This window comes from Acinetobacter sp. 1124_18A (genome assembly GCF_052824995.1).
Genome location: NZ_VTDF01000014.1, coordinates 1 through 12738, shown reverse-complemented (window position 1 = coordinate 12738; position 12738 = coordinate 1). Strand labels below are relative to the sequence as shown.

10 protein-coding genes and 2 pseudogenes are annotated in these 12738 nt (G+C 36.3%); 5 read left to right on the top strand and 7 right to left on the bottom strand.

Annotated features, from left to right (window positions below):
• Positions 1–529: 529 nt before the first annotated feature.
• Positions 530–1822, top strand: coding sequence for a lytic murein transglycosylase (locus FY048_RS18165; protein WP_446092060.1), 1293 nt, complete (start codon positions 530–532; stop codon positions 1820–1822).
• 64 nt (positions 1823–1886) lie between these two features.
• Here the strand turns inward: FY048_RS18165 and FY048_RS18160 are convergent, their stop codons facing one another.
• The 6 genes and pseudogenes from FY048_RS18160 to FY048_RS18135 form a co-directional block, all read right to left on the bottom strand.
• Positions 1887–2261, bottom strand: a complete 375-nt coding sequence (locus tag FY048_RS18160) for a hypothetical protein (protein WP_080645631.1) — start codon at positions 2259–2261, stop codon at positions 1887–1889.
• A gap of 101 nt (positions 2262–2362) precedes the next feature.
• Positions 2363–3374, bottom strand: a pseudogene (locus FY048_RS18155) (M57 family metalloprotease).
• Positions 3375–3452: 78 nt separating this feature from the next.
• Positions 3453–4370 (bottom strand): matrixin family metalloprotease, encoded by a 918-nt coding sequence (locus FY048_RS18150; protein ID WP_446092059.1) that lies wholly within the window; start codon positions 4368–4370, stop codon positions 3453–3455.
• Positions 4371–4699: 329 nt separating this feature from the next.
• A complete protein-coding gene (gene dnaK, locus FY048_RS18145; RefSeq protein ID WP_003656004.1) occupies positions 4700–6640 on the bottom strand; it encodes a molecular chaperone DnaK in 1941 nt (646 codons plus the stop codon).
• Between the two features lie 118 nt (positions 6641–6758).
• Complete coding sequence (grpE, locus tag FY048_RS18140) at positions 6759–7313, bottom strand: nucleotide exchange factor GrpE (protein ID WP_003656003.1); 555 nt, start codon at positions 7311–7313, stop codon at positions 6759–6761.
• Positions 7314–7441: 128 nt separating this feature from the next.
• Positions 7442–8370 (bottom strand): annotated as a pseudogene (locus tag FY048_RS18135) (LysR family transcriptional regulator).
• 107 nt (positions 8371–8477) lie between these two features.
• On the opposite strand from FY048_RS18135, the gene FY048_RS18130 reads away from it, so the two are divergent.
• Both FY048_RS18130 and FY048_RS18125 read left to right on the top strand, forming a co-directional pair.
• Positions 8478–9344, top strand: a complete 867-nt coding sequence (locus FY048_RS18130; protein WP_446092058.1) for an MBL fold metallo-hydrolase — start codon at positions 8478–8480, stop codon at positions 9342–9344.
• A 392-nt stretch (positions 9345–9736) separates the two neighbouring features.
• Positions 9737–9967, top strand: a complete 231-nt coding sequence (locus tag FY048_RS18125; protein ID WP_000733015.1) for a hypothetical protein — start codon at positions 9737–9739, stop codon at positions 9965–9967.
• 166 nt (positions 9968–10133) lie between these two features.
• On the opposite strand, the gene FY048_RS18120 is transcribed toward FY048_RS18125, so the two are convergent.
• Positions 10134–10502: a hypothetical protein gene (locus FY048_RS18120; RefSeq protein ID WP_446092057.1), complete on the bottom strand. Its 369-nt coding sequence runs from the start codon at positions 10500–10502 to the stop codon at positions 10134–10136.
• Positions 10503–10713: 211 nt separating this feature from the next.
• Here FY048_RS18120 and FY048_RS18115 point away from each other — a divergent pair, with 211 nt between their 5' ends.
• Both FY048_RS18115 and FY048_RS18110 read left to right on the top strand, forming a co-directional pair.
• On the top strand, positions 10714–11784 hold the full coding sequence (locus tag FY048_RS18115; RefSeq protein WP_446092056.1) for an alpha/beta hydrolase: 1071 nt from the start codon (positions 10714–10716) through the stop codon (positions 11782–11784).
• A gap of 158 nt (positions 11785–11942) precedes the next feature.
• The gene (locus tag FY048_RS18110) at positions 11943–12500 is read left to right on the top strand and encodes a peptidylprolyl isomerase (RefSeq protein ID WP_446092055.1); all 558 of its coding nucleotides are present in this window, start codon (positions 11943–11945) and stop codon (positions 12498–12500) included.
• The last annotated feature ends 238 nt before the right edge of the window (positions 12501–12738 follow it).

Below are 12738 nucleotides of genomic sequence, written 5' to 3'. Positions count from 1 at the left end.
ATTTAAAGTTAGTTATCCACAATGGAGTTTAATTTGTAGCTGATGATAGAGCTCATGGTTTTTGAATTCAAAACTAATGGCGTTTGTTGAAGTGTTTTAAATTTAAAAATAACGCGGAAAGTTTGAATTTAAATTATGGCGTGATTTTTGAATTTAAAAATATGGGTTATTCGATTGATTGGACTTCGTGTGTCATAAAGACTGATGAAATATAGTATTAAATTAATAGGTATGGCTGTTTTTGCTCGATTGTGGATAAGTTTATCCACAGAAACGCCTGCGTTATAGTTTAAATTTAAAGTAGGACTTTTGAATTTAAACTATGCACTATTATTTTGAATTCAAAACTGGTGATGCGCATGGGGGAAGTTTTAAATTCAAAATAAAGTGAGAAATTTGAATTTAAAATACTGGAAATGAATTTAAAGTAGAGATTATGAATTCAAATTTACTTTTTCTCTCTGAAATTTTAGACTCATAATGGTATGGTACTTAAAAATTTAAATTCAAAAATTGAAACTGGGATAATATGCGACGTTTTTCTTGTATTGTTGGCTCTGTATTTTTAGCAATGACTCAGGCTCAAGCAGAGCTCGTAATTAATGGTTCTACAATATCTAGCAATGCTACTGTTCCAGTAGTAACTAGCGAAGATTATACGCCTAATAATAATTTCCAAAGTTGTTTGGCAAATTTACGTTCTCAAGCAATTGCTGCGGGAGTCTCGGGAACAACTTATGACCGTTATACTCAAAACTTAACTCCAGATTATTCAGTGATTGATAAATTAAATTATCAACCAGAATTTTCGACACCAATTTGGGATTATCTTTCTGGCTTAGTCGATGAAGAGCGTGTTGAGCTTGGAAAACAAAAACTGGCGCAATATCGCGATGTTTTAAATCGTGCTTCTCAAACCTACGGCGTGCCACCTGAAACAATTGTGGCAGTGTGGGGTGTAGAAAGTAATTTTGGTGATATTTCTGGAAAATATCCTTTATTACAAGCACTCGGAACTTTAAGTTGTGAAGGTCGCCGACAAAGTTATTTCCGTACTGAATTTTTTGCCACCATGCGTATTTTACAGCGCGGTGACTTAACCGAAGATCAATTGAAAGGTTCTTGGGCTGGGGCATTTGGACATACGCAATTTATGCCATCGACCTATGAACGTTTAGCTGTTGATTTTGATGGAGATGGTCGTCGTGATTTAGTGTCGAGTACTGCAGATGCATTGGCATCAACGGCTAATTTCTTAAATAAAGCTGGTTGGCAAACAGGAGTGCCATGGGGTTTTGAAGTAAAAGTTCCTCAAGGTATGTCAATTGATGGAGAAGGGCGACGCTCAAAGAAAGCATTAAGTAGCTGGAGTGCGCGAGGAGTAACTCGAATTGACGGCTCTCCACTTGTTCAAGGGGCTTTATCTGGCAGTACTTCGGCAGGTTTAATGGCACCGGCAGGTGTAAATGGTCCAGTATTTTTAGTATTTAAGAATTTTGATGCTATTTATAGTTATAACGCAGCGGAAAGTTATGGTCTTGCAATTGCCCATTTATCTGATCGTTTAAAAGGCGCTCGTCCTTTTGCAACCCCTTGGCCAACTGATGATCAGGGAACTTCACGCGCGGAACGTCGTGAAATCCAACAGTTTTTGATTAATCGGGGCTACGATATTGGTGCGGTTGATGGTCTTATTGGGGATAAAACCCGTGTTGCTATTCGTCAGGAGCAAACTCGTTTAGGTTTAAATCCAACAGGACGAGCAGGGCAACAAATCTTACGCGCATTCCGTCAAGAACAAGCCCAAAAAATGATGCAATAAACTGGAAATAATAAAAAAGGTCTGCACATGCAGACCTTTTTTATTAAATGCTTATATAAGATTGCTAATCTAATTTAACCGCTTCTAAAATATCAAAAATAACTGAAGTGACATCTTGGCTTAAATCTCGATCATTAAAGATTTCATACGCAGTGATCGTAACATCTGTATCACTTGGTAACTGCTTTTGTTCTTCTTCAATTAAATGTTCAATTGGTAGCAGAGTCTGTTTCACTTCAAGATGTAGAATATCTTTATATTCAATATTTTCATCTTCAAGCTCAATTTCATGCTCATTGAAAAAGGGGATTAGAATAGAATGAAGATACGGTTTGATTTCAATAATATCAAACAGTTCAATATCACGCGTTTGTTCAATTGTGCTGATATGATCATTTACTTCAATCAGGATATGATAGTAACTCATCTTCATCTCCATTCTATTTTCGTTAGCTCTTATGACCACAATAACATGACTTTGATATGAAATTCGATGTATCTAATTAGAAATAGATACATCATTTTATATCAAGTTCTTAATTATTGAGGTAAAGCACTTAATAGATCACGATCAGCATCTGTAAGACCAGTGACTTTTCTGTCACCATCTTTACATACTGAGTACATCAATGCATTTGGTTGATCGCTGTGTTTTAAACCAAGGGCATGTCCTAGCTCATGAGCAATTGTTAAACGTAAATCATCAATAGATTTAAACTCATAAATCACAATCTGTTTGCCGTTATAGATACCTTTTTTAAAGACATCAGCTTGGGCATTTTGCTTAAATTGGCTCAATGAATTGTTGAACTCATTGTTAATTTGATTAAAGTGAGTAACTTTGACATTTAAATCTTTAGCTTGCTCATTATAAGCAGCAATTTCTTTCTTTAAGGCAACAGTTTGTTTTTGCAAATCTTTCTGAGTTTTAGCCAAAGATTTAGCGCTGTATTCAGGTGCTAATTTGCCTTGGTTAAGCTGCATCATTTGCTCGTCAAGATTTTTCAATTTGCCATTCAAAATCTGCTTTTTATTTTCAAGGTCAGATTGAGTTTGACCAAGTGTTTGCTTCAATTGTTTAATTTGTTGCTGTTCATCAATTACACGTTGCTGTTCTTGCTGAAACTGAGCTGCAATTTTTTGACGCTGTTCAGAACGACTTTGACCATTATCGTAAACTAGACGAATTTCTAACTTTGCATTTGGATCATAAGTAAAATAATCCTGACCAGTGCCTTGTTTCCAAATATCAGCAGCTTGTTGGCTAATTTGAATCAATTGATCTTGGCTTAAACCAAAACGTGGATCAATTTCAGCAATTTTATAAGTCAGATGCTGACCTGCATTTTGCTGAATTTGAGTGTGAGCTGGAGTAGCAAGATTAGCATTAGCCTGAAAATTAGAAAAAGCAAAGGCAACGCCTAGTAACAAAGATGTTAAACGCATAATTGACGGGAGAGATTTAAAAAAAACGTATTATAAGAATATAAGATGAAAAATCAATCAAAAAATGTACAATTTGGATAAATAAATGAGACTTTAGTCTCGTTATTTTTTACCAAGTGCCAAATTATTTTTTAGAAAAAATTTAATATCCTTCGTTTAGTGTAGTTTTTTTAATCATTTAGCTTTAATGATTTTCCTTAATTGAACTATAAATTGAGCCTAATAACTCTAAATCTGAATCTGTTAATTTGAAATTATGGATATCTTGCTCTTTCAACCGGGGATACATTAAAGATTTAGGATCAGTGGTATGTTTTAGTCCTAATGCATGGCCAAACTCATGAGCAAGGGTTAAACGTAAATCATTTAAAGAAGCGTAACCGTAAATTTGAATTTGGTTTTGGCTGAATAAGCCTTTATGGAAGGGTTGAATACTGGCTTTTTGCTCTAGTGTGAATTGTGTCATTAAAGTTGTTAAATCACTTTGCTCTTGATTTAGTTTCTTAATTTTTGTATTAAGTATTTGAATTTTAAAATTTAAACTATTTGATTCGTTTTGCAGATTTTCAGACTTTTGCTGCAGTTGATTTTGCTGCTCTTTTAGCTCATCGGTACCATAGCATCGATGTTCTCCTTGGTTAAAGCGTATTACGTCTCGTTGATATTGCTCAAACTCAGCTTTTAGGCTGACCTTTTTCTTATTCAAATCTGATGATAGCTGATCAATTTCTCGTTTGTTTAAAATAATCTCTTCATTTTTAATGCGCCATTGTTCCTGCTTTTGCAAAAGTACATTTAAATTTTCCTGTTGCTCACTTTTCAGCAGTTGATGATCATCATAAATTAAGTTAATTGCCAGCTCTGCTTCAGAATCATAAATAAAATAGGTTTTTCCAGTCTCTTTGTGCCAGATTTCAGCAGCTTGTTGGCTAACTTCAATAATTTTTTCTTGAGTTAATTGAAATCGTGGATCAATAAAGGCAATTCGATACTTTAAAGGTTGATTAGATAAACCCATTGGTAGATTACTTTGAGCAAATATCGTCGTTTGAAAGCCTATGTATAAACACAAGCTCAACCCCCACCATAGAATTTTTTTCATGGCAAAATAAAAAATATAAATAAATCTTATTGTTAGCTACTTAATCAATTCCGTCAAAATGATAAAAAGTACAGGAGAGTAGGCGAGCTTTGTGATCTTGGTATAAAAATTTAAAAAGATGTTTTTAGACTTGGCAATAATGGAATAATTAATGTAATAAGTAACAGTGTATTTTAGTTTATAAAATCTTTTTTATAATGAATAGATTAGTTTTTATAATTGACCTTTTTGACATTAAATTTTTTTTAAATATGCTGAAAAATACATTGTTATTTTTTGTAAACAATAAAAAACCGCGCCTAAGCGCGGTTTTTTATTAAAGAAACAAATTATTTTTTGTCATCTTTAACTTCAGTAAACTCTGCATCTACAACGCCATCATCAGCTTTTTGTTGACCTGCATCACCACCTTGGAATGCATTTGGATCAAAGCCTTCTGCACCACCAGCTTGCTGTGCTTGTTCATAAGCACGTTGAGTGATAGGCATTAAGATGTTTTGTAAAGCTTCAGTTTTAGCTTTGATATCTTCAACATCATTTTCTTTGGTTGCTAACTCAAGTTCAGAAACCGCAGTACTTACAGCTGTTTTTTCATCTTCAGTAACTTTATCACCAAGATCTTTAACTGCTTTGTTCGAGCTTGAAATCAATGCATCGGCTTCGTTACGAGCTTTTGCAAGTTCTTCAAACTTACGATCTTCTTCAGCATTCGCTTCAGCATCTTTAATCATTGCTTCGATTTCAGCATCAGACAAACCTGAGTTTGCTTTAATCTGGATAGATTGCTCTTTACCAGTGCTCTTATCTTTAGCAGATACTTTCAAGATACCATCAGCATTGATGTCGAAAGATACTTCAATTTGTGGCACACCGCGTGGAGCAGGTGGGATGTCGCCTAATTGGAAGTTACCCAACAATTTGTTTTGTTGAGCCATCTTACGTTCACCTTGGTAAACAGAAATGTCTACAGCAGGCTGGTTGTCAGCAGCAGTAGAGAACACTTGTGATTTCTTCGCAGGAATCGTCGTGTTTTTCTCAATGATTGGCGTTAATACACCACCCATTGTTTCAATACCTAAAGTTAATGGTGTTACGTCTAATAAAAGAACGTCAGTTTTGTCACCAGACAATACTGCACCTTGAATTGCAGCACCGATTGCAACTGCTTCGTCAGGGTTCACGTCTTTACGTGGCTCTTTACCAAAGAATTCTTGTACTTTTTGTTGTACAAGTGGCATACGAGACTGACCACCAACCAAGATTACGTCAGAGATGTCAGAAGTCGAAAGACCAGCATCTTTAAGCGCGATACGGCAAGGCTCAATTGTACGAGCAACTAAATCAGCAACCAAACCTTCAAGTTTTGCACGTGTTACATTGATCACTAAGTGTTTAGGACCAGTCGCATCAGCAGTGATATATGGAAGGTTGATTTCAGTTGCATTCGATGAAGAAAGCTCGATTTTTGCTTTTTCAGCAGCTTCTTTCAAACGTTGTAACGCAAGTGGATCATTTTTCAAGTTCACACTTTGTTCTTTCTTAAATTCTTCAACCAAGAATTCAATTAACGCGTTATCAAAGTCTTCACCACCAAGGAAAGTATCACCATTTGTTGATAACACTTCGATTTGTTGGTCGCCATCAAGGTCTGCGATTTCAATGATTGATACGTCAAAAGTACCACCACCTAAGTCGTAAACAGCAATTTTACGATCGCCTTCTTTTTTGTCCATACCGAACGCAAGTGCAGCAGCAGTTGGTTCGTTAATGATACGTTTAACGTCTAAACCAGCGATTTTACCCGCATCTTTAGTTGCTTGACGTTGAGCATCGTTAAAGTAAGCAGGAACAGTAATAACTGCTTCTGTAACTGTTTCACCTAAATAGTCTTCCGCAGTTTTCTTCATCTTTTTCAAGATTTCAGCAGAGATCTGTTGAGGCGCTAATTTTTTATCGTTTACTTCTACCCAAGCATCACCATTGTCAGCTTTGATGATTTTATAAGGTACAAGGCCGATGTCTTTTTGTACCGCTTGATCTTCATAACGACGACCAATTAAACGCTTAATAGCGAATAATGTATTTTTCGGGTTAGTTACTGCCTGACGCTTAGCACTTTGACCCACTAAGATCTCGCCATCTTTATAAGCAATGATCGATGGAGTTGTACGTGTGCCTTCAGCGTTTTCGATTACTTTTACTTTATCGCCTTCAAGTACAGCAACGCATGAGTTGGTAGTACCTAAGTCAATACCAATAATTTTTGCCATGTGACGTTTTCCTCAAAAATTCTTTTGCAATGTTTTTGCTTGTTATCCGATATGAGAGTGAATCTATTTTTTTCAAGCGTTTTAGCGAAAAAAAATCTAAAAACTCTCAATTTTTTATTTATTGACCAACCATAACCATAGCAGGGCGCAATAAGCGACCATTTAAGGTATAGCCTTTTTGTAAAACGGTACCGATTTCATTCGCTTTAGCGTCTGGGGCAATGCCCACTGCTTGATGTAAATCTGCGTTGAAACCATTTTGAGTGTCAGCTTCTACAACACCAAATTTTTCCAGTGTAGTTAATAGTGACTTCAAGGTTAACTTAATACCCTCAAGTACAGGAGTTTCTTCATCACCCGCTGCTTGAATTGCACGCTCTAGATTGTCTACAGAATCCAGCAATTCTTTTGCAAATTTTTCAAGCACAGTTTCCTTATGCTTCTCAGACTCACGTTGAATACGCTCTACACTTTTTTGTGCTTCGTAAACAGCATTCGCTGTACGTGCTTTTTCAAGTTTAAGGCTTTCTTCTAATTTAGTGATTTGCGCTTGTAAAGATTCAACGGTAACGTCGTTTGCTTGCTCTCCACCTTCAGCCTGAGTTTGCTCATTAGATTGCTCTGCTTGCTCGTGTTGAATGTCTTGAGCTTGCTCATTTTGCTCATTAGCCATTGATGATCTCCGTTTAAATGGGTTTTTAAACATGTACAGTCCTTTTTGGCATCAGTATTTACTGTGTAAAATCTGAACTGCCATGCATATGCTGTAATTCATTAATAGGTATGAAGTATGGGCACTGCCTAAAAATTCAAGCGTACACGACAATTTAAAGCTTTTAATTTTGCGGTTTTAAGTAAAAATCTAAATTTTCGATCATAAAAGCAATAAATTCCTGCGTTATTTTGGGTAAATGCTGCCTAGATGCATATACCACTGACAGACTTAGCTCTGGCGCTGAAAAGTTTTTAAATAAAGGAACTAGTCGTTTTTCTTTTAAATCTTTTTTAACTAATAGTGAAGGCAACATAGCTACACCTTGGGCATGTAGACACATATCATAAACAGCATTTACATCATTACTTTTAAAGGTAACGTTTAAAGGATAATTCTGTGGTTGTTGCTCTTCATCAAAAAGAGTCCAGTATTGATGCTGGCTATGGTGAGCTAAACATTCATATTGAATAAGTTGTCTTGGGTGAGAGAGGGGACTATGCTCTTTTAAATAGTCTGGATGGGCACAAAATACCGATTCAATCTGACAGACTGGTCTCGCAATTAATCCATCTGCAACTTTTTGCGTTATACGCAAGGCTAAATCGACCTGCGCATCAATCAAGTCAATTGTGTTTTCAGTAAGATATACGTCAAATTGAATGTGTGGATGCTGCTTTTTAAATTGACGAATACATTCCCCAACCCCTAATTGAAATAAAAATAAACCACAGGTAAAGCGAATCGTACCGTTATGTTGTTCGGGTGCTGCCAGCTCTTGTAGAAGTTGTTGTTGCTGTAAAATATTTTCGCAGTAGAGTAGGGCTTTTTCACCGGCTGGAGTGAGAGATATTTTTCGTGTATTTCTTTGAAATAGTCGAGTTGAGAATGTGTGCTCTAGGTGCTCAAGATAGCGAGAAACCATGGCGCGGGAATAGTTAAGATGTTCAGCGGCTTTGGTTAAATTGCCATGTTGAGCAATAGAAACAAAGACGTGTATGGCTTTTAATGTATCCATATGCTTTATCATTATTACAATATATGCAACAGTTTATCTTAATTTAGTGCATTTATCTTACAGAAATTGCAATTTAAAGTATTCCTTATGAAATTGGAGAATACATAATGAAATTTTTTAAATTAACTGCTTCAGCCTTAGCAACTGCCACCGCTTTGACGATGGCTTCCTCAGCTTTTGCGCAAGATCTAAAAATCCAAAGTTTTCTGGCTAAACCCGAACATTTTGGAGTGACTTCTACTTTAATTGAAGGTGATAAAGAAGTTCTATTGGTCAATGCGCAATTCTCAAAATCTGAAGCATTACGTATCGCTGCCGACATTATCGATAGCGGTAAAACGCTAAAGACAATTTTCGTAAGCTATGGTGATCCCGACTATTACTTTGGCTTAGATGTATTTAAACAATACTTCCCAAATGTACAAATCATCGCAACGCCAGAAACTGTTAAACATATTCAAGATACTCAAGCGCTCAAAGTGAAGTATTGGGGGCCACAAATGGGTGCAAATGCACCTAGCCAAATTATTGTGCCACAAGCTTACACTGCTAAAACTTTAAAGCTTGAAAATGAGTCAATCGAGATTAAAGGTAAGAAAGAACTTACTTATTTATGGATTCCTTCTTCAAAAGCAGTAGTTGGCGGTATTCCTGTATCTTCTGGCATTCATTTATGGATGGCAGATACACCAAAAGTTAAAGACCGCAATGAAGTAATTCAAACTCTAGAAAGCATTAAAGCACTTCAACCTCAAACGGTTGTTCCTGCTCATATGGTTGAGGGAGCTCCACAAGGTTTAGATGCGGTTAACTTTTCGATCGACTATCTCAAGAGCTATGAGAAAGCCGTTAAAGTAAGTAAAAATGCGGGTGAACTGAGTCAGCTTATGCAGAAACAATATCCAACATTAAAGAGTGTGGATAGCCTAGAGCTAGGTGCAAAAGTTGTAAAAGGCGAGATGCAGTGGCCGTAATTTAAATCGAAATAGAATAAGTTTTTATAGAAGCCGTGGTGTATACCCGGCTTTTTTAATGGAAAAACTGAATTTTTAAGCAAAAAGCCTCTGTAACATTCTACATACCTTATATAGCGTTTCTATAAAGAGAATTTTTTTGAGTAGAGCAAAAGACTAAGATAAAAATTAAAAATTGATAAAATTAAACAAAAGCTTAAGTTGCTCGGCTTGTATAAAAGATTGAGACCGAGGTGGGGAAGCGAATTTAATAAAAAATTGCACAACTTGTACTTCTATTACTACAAAAGACAACCAATGATACGCACGCCAGAAAAAAAAATTGTGAATTATAGGCAGCGCGAAGATGATCTTTGCATTTAAGTGTTTGTCGTAATGAAAGGAAAGCGATTATGAAAAAATTAGGTCTTATCTCTGTAGTACTTGCTGGTGTTGCTTTTACAGCTGTTGGTTGTGCATCTGAAGCTGGTTTAAACGCATCAGGTTCTGCTCAAACAAGTGCTAGCCCATCTGGCGTACAAGCTGGTGTAGGTGTTGATGCGGGCGTTTCTGGCCAAGCACAACCAGGTCAAGTTGATGCTGGTGCTTCTGGTTCTGTTTCAGGTTCTGCAACAGCTCAGTAATTCTTAGTAATAAGAATAGTTAAAAGATTATAGAGTCGTATATTTAAGATGCCGATTTATATATGAAATGAGCTGCTACTCATTACTCTATAATTAAGAGAGTTTAGAATTCTCAAAAAAGCCCCAAAAGACGTAGCTTATTGGGGCTTTTTATATCGTAATGAATTTAGTCATCATGACGAGAATCTCGATGATTATGATCCCGATCTTCTAGTCGTTTTTTATCCCATTCGTGGCGTCTTTTATCGTCATCACGGTGTTTCTTATCTTCGTCATGGCGTCTTTTATCCCATTCATGACGATTTCGATCCTGTTCGCGAGCAACTCTTCGTTGTTGTTCATATATTCTTTGACGTTCTTCCCAACGTTTCCGTTCCCAATCGTTATATCGACGTCCATCATTGCGATCATAGCGATTACTATCATGATCATGGTAACCATAACCACCACGATAAGAAGGGTCATCCGTATAAGCTACACAGCCTACAGTTAAAAGACTGGTTGCTAATAAAGTAACAACTAGTTTTGTTGACATAATCGTACCTCTTTTTGTCTGTTAACAATAATTGGCAAAAAAGTCCTGTTTTAAGTGACAGATTTGTTAATGACATTTGCTTTAAATCAGATTAGCGTAATTTGGGTTTTACCTTTGTATCTTGATTACGTGAGTTGTATGCGAATATAGTCAAACAACAACAGAATTCTGTAGAAAATATGAAGGATAAGAGGAATTCATGGAGATAGGCATGACAGCATTCAATCAAAAAATTCAAACATTGCTAGAAAAGGGCCAAGGGCCCGCTGCTCGAGCTCTTGATAAGTTACCTCGATTAGCTCAAGAATCACTTGCCAAAATTCTTGGATATTCTTACCAATATCCAGATCTCGACTCATTTACTAAATGTATGATGGCTGTACAAATTAAACAGGGTCGTATCGGTTTTATTGGTTCAGATCCAATTGAGTCTAGAAGACTGTTCGATACCCAAATGCTGGCTATACGCCAGAAATCAACCGAGATTGATTCAGTAGAAGATATTCGGTTACCTCTCCAAAGTGGAACCATTTTTGCGAGACACTATCATCCAGCGCCTAATAAAAAATTACCTCTTCTTGTTTTCTATCATGGAGGAGGGTTTGTTGTTGGCGGTTTAGATACTCATGATGAGGTTTGTCGTATATTGGCAAAATATGCAAAAGTACAAGTACTCAGTATCGATTATCCTCTTGCGCCTGAAGTTTCTCCTCAACATTTAATCCAATCCTGTGAAGATGCTTTGGCTTGGGTATATCAAAATCGTAGACAATTAAAAATATTAAAAGGTCGAATTGCTGTAGCGGGTGATAGTGCAGGGGGAAACATTAGTACGGTCGTGGCTCAAAGATCAGTAAATAAACCTTATGCTCCACAGGCCCAACTTCTCATTTATCCTGCGGTTGATTTTAAAAGCCGACATCCTTCCTTCTATGCTTATAACGAAGGATTGGTTTTGACAGATAACGATATCAATAATGTCACTCAATATTATGCAACTCAGCATAACGTAGAATTAGACGATCCTATTATTTCTCCAACCTATGGAAACCTGAAAAAGAATCCACCGGCTTTTGTGATTACTGCTGGGCATGACGTATTACATGATGAAGGGAAAATCTATAGCTATAAGCTACGCCAAAATGGCGTCAAAATGCATTATGAAGAATACTCAGATCAAACCCATGGGTTTATAAATTTGACACCTATTTCTAAAAAGGCCAAACGGTACACCATTGAGTTCAGTAAAAACTTTAGAAAATTCTGGGATAAAAATAGCTAAATAAAAGTATGAGTTCATGTTTCACGTGGAACGTGGACTCATACTCAAATCTAAAATATCAGGCTTTAAATAAAAGATAATAAATACTCACTAGAATTCTTTTATATAGATGATTAAATTTAACCTTGATTAAGTTTTGCATTTTATTGTAGGAAGATATGAAAAAATTATTAATGCTATGTTGCTTAGGTTTAAGCAGTCATTCAGTCTGGGCTGACACTTTAGTTGAAATGCAAACGAATTTAGGCAACATTGAAATACAGCTTTATGATGAGAAAGCTCCAATCAGTGTGAAGAATTTTAAAAGCTATATAAAGTCGAACTTTTATAAAGATACGATCTTCCACCGCGTAATTCCGGGATTCATGGTACAGGGTGGTGGACTTACTGCAAATATGCAGGAAAAGACTACTCGAGCACCAATCAAAAATGAAGCTGGAAATGGGATTGCTAACACACGCGGAACCTTAGCGATGGCTCGTACCGCAAATCCTGACTCTGCTACTAGCCAGTTCTTTATTAATGTCGCAGATAATAGTTTTCTAAATCGCTCTGCTGGTAATGCTGGTTATGCCGTTTTCGGAAAAGTGATTAAAGGAATGGATGTGGTTGACCGTATTGTAAAAGTACCGACAATCACTGATGGAATGCATCAGAACGTTCCTAAACAACCTATTAAGATAATAGAAGTGAAAATCAAAAAAGAATTAAAATAAAAGATTTTAATATTTATTGTTTATTATCAATGGTTTGATGTGATTTTCTTTCTTTTTTTGATTTTGGTTGGGTGAAAAAGAATCGATCAAACACATATATTTAGAAAAGTGCTTGCGTACCAATTTTTTTCCCCTATAATGCACTCATCCCGACGCGATACATGAGAATATCTTAGCTTACAGGGTTAAGATGAAAAGCTTAGTATTGCGTTGAATTCTGTCTCTGACGAAGAGCAGA